Source organism: Synechococcus sp. R55.3, from assembly GCF_047461975.1.
Lineage (GTDB): Bacteria > Cyanobacteriota > Cyanobacteriia > Thermostichales > Thermostichaceae > Thermostichus.
Genome location: NZ_JANSIG010000022.1, coordinates 20,150 through 36,837, shown reverse-complemented (window position 1 = coordinate 36,837; position 16,688 = coordinate 20,150). Strand labels below are relative to the sequence as shown.

At 60.5% G+C, this 16,688-nt stretch carries 16 protein-coding genes; 9 read left to right on the top strand and 7 right to left on the bottom strand.

Going from position 1 to position 16,688, the window contains the following annotated elements; genetic code table 11:
* The first annotated feature begins 94 nt into the window (after positions 1-94).
* The 3 genes from NW849_RS05475 (at position 95) to NW849_RS05465 (ending at position 3,142) form a co-directional block, all read left to right on the top strand.
* Positions 95-898, top strand: coding sequence for a prohibitin family protein (locus NW849_RS05475; RefSeq protein WP_414356407.1), 804 nt, complete (start codon positions 95-97; stop codon positions 896-898).
* A gap of 85 nt (positions 899-983) precedes the next feature.
* Positions 984-1,922 (top strand): prohibitin family protein, encoded by a 939-nt coding sequence (locus tag NW849_RS05470; RefSeq protein ID WP_414356405.1) that lies wholly within the window; start codon positions 984-986, stop codon positions 1,920-1,922.
* Between the two features lie 194 nt (positions 1,923-2,116).
* The gene (locus NW849_RS05465; RefSeq protein ID WP_414356403.1) at positions 2,117-3,142 is read left to right on the top strand and encodes an HD-GYP domain-containing protein; all 1,026 of its coding nucleotides are present in this window, start codon (positions 2,117-2,119) and stop codon (positions 3,140-3,142) included.
* Here the strand turns inward: NW849_RS05465 and NW849_RS05460 are convergent.
* Positions 3,120-3,761: a ComF family protein gene (locus NW849_RS05460; RefSeq protein WP_414356401.1), complete on the bottom strand. Its 642-nt coding sequence runs from the start codon at positions 3,759-3,761 to the stop codon at positions 3,120-3,122. The genes NW849_RS05465 and NW849_RS05460 overlap by 23 nt on opposite strands.
* 272 nt (positions 3,762-4,033) lie before the next feature.
* On the opposite strand from NW849_RS05460, the gene rpsL reads away from it, so the two are divergent.
* From rpsL to dapB, 6 genes are all read left to right on the top strand, one after another.
* A complete protein-coding gene (rpsL, locus tag NW849_RS05455; protein WP_011432553.1) occupies positions 4,034-4,441 on the top strand; it encodes a 30S ribosomal protein S12 in 408 nt (135 codons plus the stop codon).
* A gap of 83 nt (positions 4,442-4,524) precedes the next feature.
* On the top strand, positions 4,525-4,995 hold the full coding sequence (gene rpsG / locus NW849_RS05450) for a 30S ribosomal protein S7 (protein ID WP_011432554.1): 471 nt from the start codon (positions 4,525-4,527) through the stop codon (positions 4,993-4,995).
* 153 nt (positions 4,996-5,148) lie between these two features.
* On the top strand, positions 5,149-7,272 hold the full coding sequence (gene fusA, locus NW849_RS05445; protein WP_011432555.1) for an elongation factor G: 2,124 nt from the start codon (positions 5,149-5,151) through the stop codon (positions 7,270-7,272).
* A 31-nt stretch (positions 7,273-7,303) separates the two neighbouring features.
* Positions 7,304-8,533: an elongation factor Tu gene (tuf, locus tag NW849_RS05440; protein ID WP_414356399.1), complete on the top strand. Its 1,230-nt coding sequence runs from the start codon at positions 7,304-7,306 to the stop codon at positions 8,531-8,533.
* A gap of 124 nt (positions 8,534-8,657) precedes the next feature.
* Positions 8,658-8,975 (top strand): 30S ribosomal protein S10, encoded by a 318-nt coding sequence (rpsJ, locus tag NW849_RS05435; RefSeq protein ID WP_414328725.1) that lies wholly within the window; start codon positions 8,658-8,660, stop codon positions 8,973-8,975.
* A 121-nt stretch (positions 8,976-9,096) separates the two neighbouring features.
* A complete protein-coding gene (gene dapB / locus NW849_RS05430) occupies positions 9,097-9,957 on the top strand; it encodes a 4-hydroxy-tetrahydrodipicolinate reductase (RefSeq protein WP_414356412.1) in 861 nt (286 codons plus the stop codon).
* On the opposite strand, the gene NW849_RS05425 is transcribed toward dapB, so the two are convergent.
* The 6 genes from NW849_RS05425 to tatC form a co-directional block, all read right to left on the bottom strand.
* Entirely contained in the window at positions 9,954-10,871 is a 918-nt protein-coding gene (locus tag NW849_RS05425; protein ID WP_414356397.1) for a methylenetetrahydrofolate reductase, read from the bottom strand. The two genes, dapB and NW849_RS05425, sit on opposite strands and share 4 nt — an antisense overlap.
* Before the next feature lie 77 nt (positions 10,872-10,948).
* Positions 10,949-12,544 (bottom strand): hypothetical protein, encoded by a 1,596-nt coding sequence (locus NW849_RS05420; RefSeq protein ID WP_414356395.1) that lies wholly within the window; start codon positions 12,542-12,544, stop codon positions 10,949-10,951.
* 224 nt (positions 12,545-12,768) lie between these two features.
* A complete protein-coding gene (locus NW849_RS05415; RefSeq protein WP_414356393.1) occupies positions 12,769-13,635 on the bottom strand; it encodes a DUF2993 domain-containing protein in 867 nt (288 codons plus the stop codon).
* Between the two features lie 107 nt (positions 13,636-13,742).
* Positions 13,743-15,191 (bottom strand): NAD(P)/FAD-dependent oxidoreductase, encoded by a 1,449-nt coding sequence (locus NW849_RS05410; protein ID WP_414356391.1) that lies wholly within the window; start codon positions 15,189-15,191, stop codon positions 13,743-13,745.
* Entirely contained in the window at positions 15,178-15,792 is a 615-nt protein-coding gene (locus NW849_RS05405) for a nucleotidyltransferase family protein (protein WP_414356388.1), read from the bottom strand. Before NW849_RS05405 ends, NW849_RS05410 begins: the two co-directional genes overlap by 14 nt.
* Complete coding sequence (gene tatC / locus NW849_RS05400; protein ID WP_414356410.1) at positions 15,782-16,468, bottom strand: twin-arginine translocase subunit TatC; 687 nt, start codon at positions 16,466-16,468, stop codon at positions 15,782-15,784. Before tatC ends, NW849_RS05405 begins: the two co-directional genes overlap by 11 nt.
* Positions 16,469-16,688 lie beyond the last annotated feature (220 nt).

Genomic DNA, 16,688 nt, shown 5'->3' with positions numbered 1-16,688 from the left:
GGGATCCCTGGAGAAAACTTAAAAGATAGCGGCGATTTCTCAGCCTCATTTCCCCACAGCCGCGAGAATGGCTGCATGCGCAGGAGATGGGGAGATGCGAGCAGAAGGTTGGGAAAGGCGAGTTGGTCGCTGGTTGCCCAAGGCCACCCTTGCCGGAGCCGTATTGATCCTAGTGGCGATGGGCAGGCCGCTGCGACTGGTGGGCAACGGAGAAAATATGGTGGTGTTCACCTGGGGAGGGGGGGTGAGCCCGATGGCTTTGCAGCCTGGTCTCCATTGGGTGCCGCCTTTTGTCTCTCGCACGGTGATTTTTGATGTAAAAACCCAAGCTCTGACCTGGAAGGACAACGACCCGACTGCCTACGCGCCGCGGCTGGTGGCCCTTTCTCAGGATGGGCAGCAGATTGCGGCTGAGGCGACCCTGCAGTTTCGCATTGTGGACGCCCCCAAGGTCTATACGCAACTGGGGGAAAATTACCTGGATCGCATCGCCCCCATCGTCCGGTCGGTCATTCTGAATGAGACCAGCGGCTTTTCTGCCCAGGCTCTGTATTCTACCGAGCGTCCGCTGCTCCAGGGCCAAATCCGCGAACGGGTGGCTCTTCTGCTGAAGGAATACGGCATCGAGGTTTTGGATTTTCTGCTGCGGGATGTGGATTTCGATCCTGATTTTGTAGCGGCCATTGAGGCAAAGACCATTGCCGAAAATCAACTGGCGCAAAAGCAATTTGAGATCGAGCAGGCCCGCCAAGATGCCCGCGCCATCATTTCTCAAGCGGAGGCAGAAGCCGGTCAATTGAGAGCCAAAGCACAGGCCCTCACCCAAAATCCGCAGTACCTAGAGGTGGTGAAAGCCACAGTACTGGGATCCCGCCTGGAAACTTTGATCACCAAATAGATAACTCAATTAGGAAATCAATCCTTTTGGCTCAGCCCCAGCTTCTTCAGCTCTTCTCACCGACCCTCGAACGGGAGCAGCCGCCATGTATCCAACAGGAGAAGCACCCCAAAGCAGAGTGGGTTGGTTAACCGTAGGAGGGATCGCCGTCTTGGCGGCCCTGGGAGTGCTCCGCGCTTGCCTGTACGTCACTTTGCCCGGACATGCCACTGTAGTTTTCAATACCTTTTCCGGGTTGCAGAAGGGGCGGGTGGAACTGCCAGGGGCCATCTTCCGGATCCCAGGGATCGAAACGCCGATCACCTACACCGTGCTCACCCGCGTTTGGGAGTTTACCAACGACCCCGCCTCGGCCAATGCCATCAGCAACGCCATCACCGTGAACACCGCCGATGGACAAGCCTTTGCCATCGATGTGGCCATTGCCCTCAAGCCCAACCTCGCCACTTTGGACGAGCTGCACGCCAGCATCGGCGAGAACTATCTTTCCACGGTGGTGGTGCCGGTGGTGCGCTCCAAAATTCGGGATATCTCCGCCTCTTTCGATTCGGAAAACTTCTACCGGAAAAGCCAGCGGGCCGCCATTGAACAACGGGCTCTGGACTTGATCCGCCAAGAGATGCCCACCGTCAACCGCGACGGCCAAACCTTGCCTTTGGTGCAGGTGGAGGGCCTGTTTCTGGGCAACCCTGACTTTCCACAAGCCCTGCGAGATTCCATTGAACGCAAACAGGTAGCCTCGATTACAGCACAGACGGCGGCAGTACGGGCGCAGATCCAGGAAAAAGAGACGGAGCGACTGTTAATCCTGGCGGCGGCCAACCAGCGGGCCATCGAGCTGAAAGGACAAGCGGCAGCGCAGAACGCGCAACTGGCGGATCTGCTGTTCTACGAGAAGCTGCAAGAGCGCATCCAAAACCCGACGGGCTCGCTGCCCCCTTTGCGCATCATCCGCGTCGAGGGAGATGCCACCGTGTTTCTCAATGTGGATCCCCATCAGGCAGCCTTACAAAGAGCGCAGTAGGTTCAGCAAAGTTGCGGAGTACAGACTTAAAAGTCTGAGTATAAAGTGTGTCCAGATGTGAAGGCGAAGGGATGTCATTCGAGTTCGTTGACATCCTACCGCCAGGGGTCTGGACTGGGATCCCCTGTGGGGTTGCGCCGAATCCGGCTGAGGGGGAAAGCTCGTACTCGATGCAAGACTAGATTTTGGCCGCCATGAACTCCCGCCTGACTCACACCCCCTTTCCCCGTCTAAACCCGAAGCTGGCGGAGGCGGATCATGTTTTGGTGGTGGACGATCAGGCCAGCAGCCGCCTCTACATCGGTGAGCTGTTGCGGTCGGCCCACTTCCGCGTGAGCGAGGCCACCAACGGCGAAGAGGCTTTGGAGGCTGTGGAGCGGCTTCGGCCAGACTTGGTGCTGTTGGATGTGCTGATGCCGAACATGAGCGGGTTCGATGTCTGCCGGCAACTGAAGGCCAATGAGCTGACCCGCCTGATCCCCGTTGTGCTGATCACTGCCCTGACCGACCGCTCCAATCGCCTGATGGGGATGCAGGTGGGGGCCGACGACATTTTGACCAAGCCCTTCGATCACGTGGAGCTGCTGGCGCGGGTACGCTCATCCATCCACCAAAAGCGCTTGAACGAAGACCTGGATCACGCTGCCAGGGTGTTGTTTGCCATTGCCCGCGCTGTGGAGAGCCGGGATCCCACCACGGGTGACCATTGCGAACGCTTGGTGGCCATGGGGGAACAGTTTGGCCGTTACTTGGGGCTGTCTCGTCAACAGATCAAGGCCCTGCGCTGGGGCGGCTACCTGCACGACATCGGCAAAGTCGGGATCCCGGATGCGATTTTGTGCAAGCAGGGCAAGCATACCCCGGAAGAATGGGAGATCATGAAGTCCCACGTCTTGATTGGCGAAGACATTTGTCGGGGCTTGCGCACCATGCAGGATGTGCTGCCGATCATCCGCCACCACCACGAGCGTTGGGATGGCAGCGGCTACCCGGATGGGCTGGCAGGCGAAGAGATTCCCCTGTTGGCCCGCGTCTTTCAGGTGATCGACATTTTCGACGCTCTGACCTCTCCTCGCCCCTACAAACCCGCCTTGACTGCCGAACAGGCCATAGGAGTGCTGCGGGAGGAAACCCGCAAGGGCTGGCGGGATCCGAACTTGGTGCGCGAGTTTTGTGACTTTATGTTTGTTACGGCCTTTAATTTGGTGGAGGCGGGATAGGGTCTGGAGGGCCGGGCCAGTCTGGAGAGGCGGCTTTTGGGGTTTGAGCGGCAACGATTACCCCGGCTACACGGATCCCGGCAGCGGCCAATACCTGCTGGGCGGCTTGCACAGTAGAGCCGGTGGTGTAGATGTCGTCCACCAGAAGAACCGGTGTGGCCGGAACTTGTTTCAGGGCAAAGGCCCCGGCCAAGTTGTGCTGTCGTTGCAGCGGGTTGAGCTCATGTTGAGCCGCTGTGGCCCGCACCCGCACCAGAGCCTCAGGCCAATGTCTCAGACCTGTCCGCTGGCAAAAGGCTTGGCTGATCAAGGCGGCTTGGTTGTAGCCCCGTTGCCGCAGGCGCTCCGCATGAAGCGGGATGGGCACCACCGTATAGTCCAAGCCATAGGCCCTACGGGAGCCTGAAGACGGCTGTCGGCTTTCCACCCAGCGGGATCCCAGCCATTCTCCCAAAACCGAGCCAATGCGCCGTTGTCCTTCGTACTTCAGGCAGTAGATGGCCCTGCGCAGCGCCCCCCGGTGGATCCCCCAGGCGTAAAGTGGCAAAGGCGAGGTGGTGACTGGCCAAGTGGCAAGGCGCTCCGCCTGCAACCGCCTTTGACAGTCTTGACAGAACACGGCCTTGGCAGGGCGCCGGCAAAGCGGACATGGAGGCACAATCCACCAATCTAACCAGCCCATCGTCTGCTAGGGATCCTTTCTGGTGTGCAGAGTCTCCTAAAAAGCTGAGGCAAGGGGGGAACGAGGCCGAAATTCAGACTCGGCCAGGCTAACAGCCCAGCAGTCCATCCCCAAGTTGACGCTGGGATCCCGCCTTGCTAGGATTCAATATCGCCGGATAATTCAACCGGATAATTTAAAATTTAAGCCGTGACCTTCTCTGCCAGCCCATGCCCACCATTCAGCAACTGATCCGTGAGGAGCGCAGCGTTGCCGCTCGCAAGACCAAGTCTCCTGCCCTGAAGGCTTGTCCACAGCGGCGGGGGGTTTGCACCCGAGTGTACACGACAACGCCCAAAAAGCCCAACTCAGCGCTGCGAAAAGTGGCTCGCGTTCGCCTCACTTCCGGCTTTGAGGTCACTGCCTACATTCCTGGCATCGGCCACAACCTGCAGGAGCACTCTGTGGTCATGATTCGCGGTGGGCGGGTTAAGGATTTGCCCGGCGTGCGTTACCACATTATCCGGGGCACCCTCGACGCTGCTGGGGTCAAAGACCGCAAGCAAGGCCGCTCCAAATACGGGGCGAAACGGCCCAAGCCGGGCCAAGCTCCAGCCGCCGCTGGCAAGAAAAAATAGCTTTGCCCTCACCCTCAACCCTCCATATCCCACTCGTCATCTTTCTTTCTGCCATCCCCATCTGAACAAGCAACCCAGCTCCTATGTCTCGCCGCAACCGTGCCCCTCGTCGTGATGTGCCCCCGGATCCCAAGTATGGGAGCCGTCTGGTTACCATGCTGATCCGCAAGTTGATGATGAGGGGTAAGGCATCCCTGGCTGCCAGGATCCTCTATGAAGCTCTGGACATTGTGCGGGAGCGCACTGGCCAAGACCCACTGCCCTTGCTGGAAAATGCTGTTCGCAACGCCACCCCACTGGTGGAGGTGAAAGCCCGCCGGGTGGGCGGAGCCACTTATCAGGTGCCTGTGGAGGTGAGAGGAGAACGGGGCACTTCCCTAGCGCTGCGCTGGTTGGTGACCTTTTCGCGCACTCGTCCAGGTCGCACCATGGCCGCCAAGTTGGCCAATGAGCTGATCGATGCAGCCAACGAAACCGGCAGCGCCATTCGGCGGCGAGAAGAGGTGCATCGCATGGCCGAGGCCAACAAAGCCTTTGCCCACTACCGCTACTGAATTAGCCTGGCGGAGCAGTGGAGACTTTTGGGATCCCTGTTCTGCCCACCCAGAGTTCCAGCGAGGTGGAGAAAAATCGGCAAAAAAGATTAGAATTGTAAAGGATTTTTTAGTTTGCCCAAGTCGCAGGGCGACGAGGATTGGGAGGTTGACGTGGCACGCACAGTTCCCCTAGAACGAGTCCGAAACATCGGCATCGCGGCTCACATCGATGCTGGCAAGACCACGACCACAGAGCGGATTCTCTTCTACTCCGGTCTGGTGCACAAAATTGGCGAAGTTCACGACGGAACTGCGGTCACCGATTGGATGGCCCAGGAGCGGGAGCGGGGCATCACCATCACCGCTGCGGCCATCACCACCCGTTGGACCAAGCGGGATCCCGCAAATCCTTCCCAGCCCCTCTCCGGCGCACCGGAGTACACCATCAACATCATCGATACTCCTGGGCACGTCGATTTCACCATTGAAGTTGAGCGCTCCATGCGGGTGCTGGATGGGGTGATCGCCGTCTTTGACTCGGTGGGCGGCGTGCAGCCTCAGTCTGAGACCGTCTGGCGGCAAGCCAATCGTTACAATGTGCCCCGCATTGCCTTCGTCAACAAAATGGATCGCATGGGGGCCAATTTCCTCAAGGTTTACAACCAGATCCGGGAGCGCCTCAAGGCCAATGCTGTGCCCATCCAACTGCCCATCGGTGCCGAAGACGGGTTTTGCGGCATTGTTGACTTGGTGCGGATGCAAGCCCGCATTTATATGGATGAGATCGGCAAAGACATTCGTCCGGCCCCCATCCCTGAGGAGATGAAAGATCTCGTGGCAGAGTATCGGGCCAAGCTGGTGGAAGCAGTGGCCGAGACGGACGAAGCTCTGATGGAGAAGTACTTTGCCGAAGAAGATCTGAGCGAAGCCGACTTGATGGCGGGTCTGCGCAAAGGCACGATCAGCGGCCAAATTGTGCCCATGCTGTGTGGCTCTGCCTTCAAGAACAAGGGAGTCCAGATGCTGCTGGATGCGGTGGTGGATTACCTGCCCTCGCCTGTGGATATTCCGGCCATCAAGGGGGTGCTGCCAGATGGCTCAGAAGTGTCCCGCCGTGCCAGCGACGATGAGCCCTTCTCCGCCCTGGCCTTCAAGTTGATGAGTGATAAGTACGGGGATCTCACCTTCATTCGCGTCTACTCGGGGGTGTTGACCAAAGGTACTTATGTGCTCAACTCCACCAAAAACAAGAAAGAGCGAATCTCGCGGCTGGTGGTGCTGAAGGCCGATGAACGCTTGGACGTGGATGAGCTGCGGGCAGGAGATCTGGGAGCTGTGGTGGGCCTCAAGGACACCACCACCGGAGACACCCTCTGCGACGAAAATGCGCCGGTGATCCTGGAGTCTCTGTTCATCCCAGAGCCGGTGATCTCGGTGGCTGTAGAACCCAAAACCAAAGCCGATATCGATAAGCTCTCCAAGGCCCTGCAGGCCCTGGCCAAGGAGGATCCCACCTTCCGCGTGTCTGTGGATCCCGAGACCAATCAAACCATCATCTCTGGGATGGGCGAGCTGCACCTAGAGATCTTGGTGGATCGGATGCTGCGGGAGTTCAACGTAGAAGCCAATGTTGGTAACCCACAGGTGGCCTACCGCGAAACCATTCGCAAGCCGGTCAGCCGCGTGGAAGGCAAGTTTGTTCGCCAGAGCGGTGGCCGTGGCCAGTACGGCCATGTGGTGATCGACCTAGAGCCGGCGGAGCCGGGTACAGGGTTTGAGTTTGTTTCCAAAATTGTGGGTGGCGTCGTGCCCAAGGAATACATTGGGCCGGCTGAGCAAGGGATCCGGGAAGCCTGCGAATCCGGTGTGCTGGCGGGCTATCCCTTGATCGACATCCGCGCCACTCTGGTGGATGGCTCCTACCACGAGGTGGACTCCAGCGAAATGGCCTTCAAGATCGCCGGTTCGATGGCTCTGAAGGAGGCTGCTCGCAGGGCAAGCCCTACCCTGCTGGAGCCGATGATGAAGGTCGAGGTGGAAGTCCCTGAAGCCTTTGTGGGGGATGTCATCGGGGACATCAACGCCCGCCGCGGCCAGATGGAGGGGATGAATACAGAAGGCGGCATTACCAAAGTCAATGCCAAGGTTCCGTTGGCGGAGATGTTTGGCTATGCCACCGACATTCGCTCCAAAACCCAGGGTCGAGGCACCTTCACGATGGAGTTCAGCCACTACGAGGAAGTTCCTCGCAGTATCGCCGAAGCCATCATTGCCAAAAACAAAGGAAATGAGTAGCTGACTGAAACCAAAAAGGAAGTGATGATTCATGGCACGCGCTAAGTTTGAACGCACCAAACCCCATGTCAACGTTGGCACCATCGGCCATGTTGACCACGGCAAGACCACCCTGACGGCTGCCATCACCACCACCTTGGCTGCTTTGGGTCAGGCCACAGCCAAAAGGTACGATGAGATCGACGCAGCGCCAGAGGAAAAAGCTCGCGGCATTACCATCAACACCGCCCACGTCGAGTATCAGACTGCCAACCGTCACTACGCCCACGTGGATTGTCCCGGCCACGCCGACTACGTGAAGAACATGATCACAGGCGCGGCTCAGATGGATGGGGCCATCTTGGTGGTGTCTGCGGCTGATGGGCCTATGCCCCAAACGCGGGAGCACATCCTGCTGGCCCGGCAGGTGGGGGTGCCCAGCTTGGTGGTCTTCCTAAACAAAGAAGACATGGTGGATGATCCAGAGTTGCTGGAGTTGGTGGAGCTGGAAGTGCGGGAGCTTCTCTCCAAATACGACTTCCCCGGCGACGACGTTCCCATCATCAGAGGATCGGCGCTGAAAGCCCTAGAAAGAATGACCGCCAACCCCAAAACCCAGCGGGGCGAAGATCCTTGGGTGGACAAAATTTATGAGCTGATGGATGCGGTAGACTCCTACATTCCCACGCCTGAGCGGGATGTGGACAAGCCCTTCCTGATGGCTGTGGAGGATGTCTTCTCGATTACTGGTCGGGGCACGGTGGCCACGGGCCGGATCGAGCGGGGCCGCATCAAAGTGGGCGAAACGGTGGAACTGGTGGGCCTGCGAGAAACTCGCTCTACCACCGTTACCGGCCTGGAGATGTTCCAGAAAACCCTCGACGAAGGGATTGCCGGCGACAACGTTGGTGTGCTGTTGCGGGGCATTCAGAAGAACGAAGTGGAGCGCGGCATGGTGCTGGCCAAGCCCAAGACCATTACTCCTCACACCAGCTTCGAGTCTGAGGTGTATGTCCTCAAGAAAGAGGAAGGAGGTCGCCACACGCCGTTCTTCGCCGGCTATCGTCCCCAATTCTACGTGCGCACCACCGATGTAACCGGCACCATCTCTTCCTTTACGGCTGATGACGGATCCCAGCCGGAGATGGTGATGCCCGGCGACCGCGTCAGGATGACGGTGGAGCTGATTCAGCCCATCGCCATCGAGCAGGGGATGCGCTTTGCCATTCGCGAGGGTGGCCGTACCGTCGGAGCGGGTGTTGTCTCCAAGATCCTGAAGTAAGCTGCTTTTTCTCGGCAGGGATTGAGTGCTGGAGGCCCCAGACCAACTCGGTCGCAACAGTGGTGCGGAGCACTTTCCCTGCTGACCTTTTCGAGTCCACCGTTCTCTGGATTGCTCTCCGGCCATGCCTACTTTGACCCAACAGAAAATTCGCATCCGCCTGAAGGCTTACGATCATCGGCTGCTGGATACTTCCTGCGACAAAATTGTGGATACGGCTCGTCGTACCGACGCCGTACCTGTCGGCCCGATCCCTTTGCCTACGCGGCGCAGAATCTACTGTGTGCTGCGTTCCCCCCACACCGACAAGGACTCGCGGGAACATTTTGAAACCCGCACCCACCGGCGCATTATCGACATCTATTCCCCCTCTTCCAAAACCATCGATGCTCTCATGAAGCTGGATCTGCCGGCAGGAGTAGATATTGAGGTGAAGCTGTGATGGATCTGCAGGGATCCCTCTCCTTCCCAGTTGTTGCGTAGAGCTTGGATGAGGGTGGCAGCGGGTGACGACATCGGTTGATCCAGTTGACCACGATAGCGGTGGGGAGCACTTTCAGGAGTTGACAGCTCCAGAAGCGGCTACATCCCCCATTCCGGTTTTGGTGGTGGGGGCCTTGGGCAAAATGGGGCGAGAGGTGGTGCGAGCCGTTGCCCAGACGCCCGACATGAGGTTGGTGGGGGCGGTGGCCCGCTCTCAACTGGGCTCGGATATTGGCGAGGTGCTGGGCCTGGGATCCCTGGGGGTGGAGATTACCGACGACCTGCCGGGGCAGTTGCTGAGGTTGTCGCAGCGCAGCAGCCGCGGCGTAATGGTGGACTTTACCCATCCTCGGTCGGCCTTTGAACATGTTCGCTCGGCCATTGCCTTTGGCGTACGCCCGGTGGTGGGGACGACGGGCCTGACGCCGGAGCAGGTGGAGCGGCTGCGGGATCTGGCGGATAAGTCCGGTGTGGGCTGTTTGATCGCGCCCAATTTCGCCATCGGCATGATTTTGCTGCAGCAGATGGCCCTGCAGGCGGCGCAGTATTTTGACCACGTTGAGATCATCGAGCTGCACCACAACCGCAAAGCGGATGCCCCCAGCGGCACGGCTCTACAGACGGCACAACGGCTGGGACAATTGGGCAAAACTTTTAACCCGCCCGTTCGCGACAGCGGGACGGAGTCCTCAGTGGAAGAAAAAGAGCTGATCCCCGGTGCGCGGGGAGGGCTCTCTGGCCCCAACATTCCCATTCACAGCGTTCGTCTGCCGGGGTTGATTGCCCACCAGGAGGTCATTTTTGGTGGGATGGGGCAAACCCTCACGTTGAGACACGACACCACGGATCGGATAGCTTTTATGCCGGGAGTGATCCTGGGGATCCGCAAGGTGCTGCAGCTCAAAGGTTTGGTCTACGGGCTGGAGCAGGTCTTGAGCTAGTGGGTCAGGGGAGGGATCCCGGCCTCATCCAGAATGCGGGGGATGAGGTGCTCGGCTTTGACGGCCATCAGATGCACCCCATGGCAGATCTGGCGGGCCTGACGCACCTGTTCGGCGGCAATGCGGATCCCTTCTTCGAGGGGGTGGGCGGCGTTGGCCAGCCGCTGGATAATCCCGTCTGGGATCTTCACTCCTGGCAGGTTGCGGTTGATAAACTCGGCATTTTTGGCCGACTTGAGCAAAAAGATGCCAGCCAGGATGGGCTTGCCGGCGGGACGGCCCAACTTATCCATGAAGCGCTCCAGCTGCTCGAAGTCGGTGACCATCTGGCTTTGGAAAAATTGGGCTCCGTTTTCCAGCTTGCGGTGGAAGCGCCGCTCCAGGCCGGAAAAGCTGCCCGATTGGGGTTCTACCGCTGCCCCTGCCAACAGATGCGTGCCCCCATCCGGGAGAGGTTTGCCGTTGCAATCGAGGCCATTGTTCAGCCGTTGGATAAGCTGCAGCAAGCGCACCGACTCCAGATCGAATACGGGGCGGGCATCGGGGCAATCGCCGATGTGGATGGGATCCCCGGTGAGGGCCAACACATTGCGCAGGCCGAGAGCTGAGGCCCCCAACAGATCCCCCTGGAGGGCCAGGCGGTTGCGATCCCGACAGGCCAACTGCAGGATCGGTTCAACACCCGCCTGATGCAACAGCACCGAGGCCGCCAAGGGGCTCATGCGGGCCATGGCTCGGTTGGAGTCCGTGATGTTGATGGCATGCACCCGCCCCTTGAGCTGCTGGGCCAAAGACAGCAGGGTGCTGGTGTCGGATCCCTTGGGGGGGGTGATCTCGGCGGTGAGCAGAAATTCCCCCTGCTGGATGGCCTGGGCGAAGCGGGACAGGGGAGGTGATGAGGGGATCAGGGCCACAATTCCTGAAGGAAAGGTAAAACGGCTGGCTTATTATCGACTTTTCCGGGAGGTTTTTCCAGACAGGGCGCCCTTTCTCAGAGCTTGGGCGAGGGAAGGGGGCTGGGCGGGGGCTGCACCCGCATTTCCCCCAGCCATATCTGGGGATCCCCCTGTTGCAGATGCTGCCGCCAATCTTGTGCGGCTGCAGGAGGGATCCCGTCCGGGCTTAAAGTCCAGCTCCAGCCGATCACCTGAGGCCAGCGCTGCGCCTCCAGACCTTCCAGCAGCGGTTGAGAGGCTTCCGAGCCCAGGGCTGGCCCGCGGATCACCACAGGCACTTCCGGGTTGAGGGCCTCAAGGCGGCGGTACAGCGGTTCAAAAGCGGCGGGATCCCCCGTTACCTGTAGGCTCAGCCAGTCCATCTCAGGGAACCGAGCCCAGGTGGACACGGCCTTGGCATCTTCTCCGTCCAGCTCCACCACCCAGAGCAAATTGGCCGGGGACTCCGTCCCGCTAACGCGAACAGAGCGCAGGGTTTGCATCAGGTGTTGGTAAGCCCGTTGTTGCAGCGAGGACTCCGTCCCACCAAAGGGCTCCCCACCGCTACCGCGAGCGCGTTCGGGATCCCCGTCGCCAACGACGACGGCCAGGATGATGGGGGTGGCAAAGCGCTGGATCCCGCGGGCCCAAGAGCGCAAGGTCTCATCGTGATCCCCATTGGCCAAGGCAGAAAGTTGGGCTGGATCTAGCCGCAGGCGCAGGTAGGGGACTGAGCCGCTTTCCCGCAGGCGACTGGCCAACTGCTGTGGAAAGTCCTGGCGGGGATCCCAGAGGTGATCCACGGCTGCCCAGGCGGGGGGTTGACCGATGGCCTGGCGATAGGCGAGGAGTTGATCCCAAGTGGGAATGCCCGGCCAAGCGACCCCGTGATACAGCCGACCCGGAGGTGGCGGCAGCGGCCTACCCCGCAGAAAGGGGGCGGAATCGGGTGGGATTGGCGAGGTGAGAACAACCTCCAGCCGCAGCGGCGGCAAGACCTCACCGGCAGGGGGATGCGGCAGGGAGAAAGGGAGGATCCAACTGCGCTCCTGGAACTGGCCTCGGATGATCTGCTGAGGGTGAAAGTCCTGGGGAGGTGGCAGCGGTTCCAGCGGGTCTTCCCCCCAGAAAGCCCGTTGGATTACCAAGCGCACCCCTGCGCCGGGGTGGATCAGAGGCGTGGTGGTATCCAGGTGAAAGCTACCCCTGAGGCGGGTGGACGTCTCATTGGGCTCAACCCGGAAGGAGAAGGTGAGCTGGTCAGATCGGTAGGTGCCTGGAGCGGGGGAAGCAGTGGGGGGCGGGGATCCCGGCAGGCTTTCGCAGTCGGTGCAGGGAAAAATGGCCTGCGGATGGAGAGAGACAGAAGCCTCGCGGGCAGATTGCAATTGCTGGGGGCTGATGACAAAGCTGGCCCAAAGGTGTTTCAGACGGGGCTCGCGACCGGGCTGAATATCGGAAAAGGATCGGCCTTCGGGAGTGGCCGTCCGCGTGCCGACAGCAGCGCCATCCAGAGGGACTGTAGAAACCGGGTCGCCAGCACATCCCCCCAAAAAACCAACCGACAAAATCAGCAGCAGCGCCCAGCCGCAAGTGCTCCGCACCGCTACCGCGACCCAGGGGTCGAGTTTGCAGTTGGATGGCTGGATCATGATCTCACCTCAATACACCACTCCTGTCCGGCTACCGAAGGGAGTCGATGCCGCTCTCGTCTTGTGGACGGTGCGGTTCCCGACGGGGCACCAACGCAAACGGCCAGCAAGATCCCTTTCCCTCCGGTTGCTAGAGGGATCCTCGCCCAGAGGCACACCCTTTGAGATTGATCCCGATCACACCCGTTGCTGAACGGGAAAGGTCTCCGTCCTGCCCAGGCGAACTATCCCTGCGGCACGGTTGCGACTTCTGGGTAAATGGTCAGGATCCCTTCGTAGAGGATTTGGCCGGGCTGCAACTCCAAGCGGTCGATGCGCACGCCGGGATCCAACTGAATGGGGAAATCGGCCAGGCCGGGGATGGGGATCTCTTGGCCTTCGCTCACCCAGAGGGGATTGACCAGCCGCAACCGGTTGGGGCCTTGGGCTTCTAGGCCGGTCAGCACCGTCACCGGCGCTTCCACCCCTTCCGGAGTGGTCAGGTTAGCCTGGATGCGCAGCCGACCCTGTTCCAGCGTGACCTGAGGCTGGCGGATGAGAAAGGGCACCACTTGGCCCCCAACGGGCAACTGCACCTGGGCCTGGGCCAGTTGGGCTTGGATGAGGGGAGCCTGAAGGGTGCGGTTCAGGTCTTCCTCGGTGAGGCGTAAACTCACCTGCACCGGCACAGGGGCCAATAGCCGCAGCGGGCTCCGTCCCTGGATGGCTTCGCCCACATTGAGGCGAATATCCTGGCCCCGCAGCCGCAGATGGCTGACCTGAAAGCCTTGATAGCTGAGGTTGTCTCCCGACACCTGGGCCTGAGGGATCTGCCCATTCAAAATCTGGGCGTCAGAGCCGGCAATCTGTACCTGCAGGTTATCGACCCTCCGCACCTCAGAACGGATCCAAGCCGCCACCAAAGGGCTGAGAAGGGATCCGGCAATTTGGGCAAATCCGGGCCAAGGCCAAAACATGGTGGGTAGGCTGAGCAGCAATGCAAACCCTAGCCGCTGCCCCGCTTGCGAGAGCCGTTGGCGGCGACAGGCTGCCGATTGGGCTTCGAGAGGAGACGGATCTGGAGCAGGCCGATGGCAAGACGTGAGCAGCACTGGATACCTCAGGAGCAACGACAAGCGATGGTTTCCACCCGAACTACAACCAGACTAGGGCAGGACTTCTCTGCCGAACAGAGGGATCCCCCGCACACTTGGAGAGGCTATCCATCCGTCAACTGCCACCAGAGATACCCCAGCCGCAGGTAGTGAAGCCGTAGCCAGGGCAAAGGGAAAGAGCGGGGCGGCTGGCGAAACAGAGCGCTCATCTGAGAAGGGATCCCGGCGATCTCCTGGGCCAGCATTTTGCCCGCCCACACTGCTGTGGCCACACCGCTGCCGTGATAGGCCAAGCCGTACCACAGGCTGGGATCCGCCGGCGAAGGGCCAATATGGGGGTGAAACTGCCGAGAAAGGCAGACCAGTCCATTCCAGGCGTACTCGATCTCCACCCCTTCCCAAGCAGGGAAAAGACGATAGAGCTGTCGGGTCATCCAAGTGCGCAACTGCTGTCGCTCCGTCGGGGTATCGCGGGTGCCACCCCGTCCCCCAAACAGCAGACGCCCATCCGGCAGCAGACGGTAATAGAACAGCAGCCGCCGCATGTCGTAGAGCGGCGTCGGATCCCACCACCCCTGCGCTTTCTGCTCCTGAGGCGTTAGAGGTCGGGTGACCAGGATGTTGGACAGTGCCGGCAACAGGGATCCCGCCAGTTGGGGATACAGGGCCTCTGGGGTGTAGCCATTGGTGGCAATGACCAAGTGCCGAGCGCGCACCGTTCCTCCCGGCGTGTGACAGATGTGTTGGGATCCCACCTTTTCCCAGGCCATGACCGGACTGCCGCTGTACAGTTTTGCCCCCCACCGGTGGGCTGCTTGGGCCAGCCCTTGGGTGAGCTTGAGGGGGTTGAGGCCAAACCCCACCCCGATGTGCAAAGCACCGTGGTTCTCTTGGCTGTCGAAGCCGCGTTCCCGCAGCTCTTTGGAGTTGAGAAGCTGGGCCGGGTAGCCCGCCACCTGAGTACAGATCTGGTACTCGGCCTCCAATTCCGACCACGCCTGGGGACGATGGGCCACTGCGTAGCAGCCCTGTCCCTGGGCCTCTAGGGAGAAGCCCTCGCTGGCCGCCAGCTCCTGAACGGTTTCCACTGCCTGCCATTGATCCCGGTAGTAGCGCTCTGTCTCTGCCAGGCCCACCCGCCGCACCATCTGGGTGTGGGTAAGGTGGCTCGACCCCACCCCGCAAAAGCCACCGTTGCGTCCCGAGGCCCCCCAACCCAGGGATCCCGCCTCCAGCAGACAAGCATGGATGCCGTGGTCGCGGGCCAGGTGCAAGGCCGTCGATAGCCCCGTCAATCCTCCCCCCACAATGACCACCTCCGCGCCCACCTGCGCTTGCAAAGGTGCCGGATGCCGCCAACCGGGATCTGCTATCGTGCTGTCCCAGTAGCTGCCGACCGGGCAGGCAGGATCGTAGGTGCTGGCAGGATAAAGGCCCTTTCTCATACGAGCAATGGGAAGAACATCTTGCTGGGCAACGCCGAAGTGCTCGGTACCGCTGAGGCGACCGGTCGCAGGACAAATGCTGAAGGGGATCCCCTCACTCCTGGGCAACGCTGTCGCAACCGGCAGCAGCGGCCTCCACATCGGCAGGGGTATTGCAGTCCAGGAAGATCTCAGGAGTGTAGAGCTCCACCTCCTGTACCCGCCTGCCCAGATCCTGCAACAACCGGCGCAGGCCCAGGGTTTCTTCTCGGAGATCCAACAGCTTTTCCCGCAAGCGCCTGTCGATCAGGGTAGGGTGCCCCCGTCGTCCTCGATGCACCGGCACAGTAGCCCAAGCGCGGTGGCGCAGATGGTACTCCAGCAAGCTGTGGTAGATCCACGCCGGGCGGGGCTGATCCACCGCCGAAATGGCCAGCACCTGAAAATCGGCAGGGATCCCTTCCACCCCTACCCGAATGGAGTGGGTCTTGCCCAGCTCAGGAGCCGGATTGACCAGCACCTCTGCCCCTGCCAAGTGGGGTTGGGCTGCCGCCAAATGCTGGGATCCCAGCACCACCCAGGGTTGAAACCCCGCCTGTCGCCACTGAAAAATCTGGTAAGAGAGCAGGGTTTGCCCGTCTTTCCAGGGCAGAAAGGCTTTCGGCTCTCCCATCCGCGTGGAAAACCCAGCCGCCAAGATCAGCGCATGCAGCTTCGGCTCATTTGCCAAGGAGCTTCACCAGCAGAATGCCAAACAAATATAGAAACGTCACAGCCCCGGCCAAAAGGCTCTGGGTGAGGGGATCCGTCGAGGGGGTGAGAATGGCCCCCGCCACCACCGCGCCCAGAACCACATAGCGCCAGCCCTTGAACATCTGCTCGGCAGTCACCAGCCCCAGCGCCCCCAGCAGCGCCTGCAAAATCGGCACCTGAAAGGCCAGGCCGGTGCTGAACAGCAGCAGCAGCACAAACTCAAAGTAGCGGTCGATGGACCAAGCCTGATCCACCACCCCTTCGCCGTAGCGGATGAAAAAGTTAAGCGCCGCCGGAATGAGGAGATAGTAGGCAAAGACCAAGCCGGCCACAAAGAGAAGGCTGGATCCCAGCACCACCGGCCCCAGCAGCTTGCGCTCCTTCACGCTCAGCCCCGGCAAGACGAAGCGGGCAATTTGGTAGAGCAAAAAGGGTGTGGCCAGCAATAGCCCCGAGTAGGCCGCCACCTTCACAGAAACGAAAAAATACTCCCCCGGCGCCAGTTGCAAAAAGGTAACCCCCCGAGCGGGCACCTCCAGCAGGGCGACAATGCGGTTCACCACGGCAAAGCAAGCGATGATGCAGATCACCACCGCGATCACGCTGGCCAACAGGCGGCTGCGCAGCTCTTCCAAGTGCTCCATCAAGGTCATCTCGACCTCGTAGGGAAACTCCGGATCCCGCACCCGACCAGACTCAGGGGCCGCCGCGGCTTGCTCCGGGGATTCGGTCTCAGAGGCAAGGGTCATGGGCCAAGGTGTAACGAGACGTTCCCCGCTATCTTAGCGCTGCCCCCTCTCCAGGGAAAAGCACTTGTCGAGCCGCTATAGGGGGATGTAGCCCTGGCCTGTTAAGGGGATCCCGGGGCCTGAG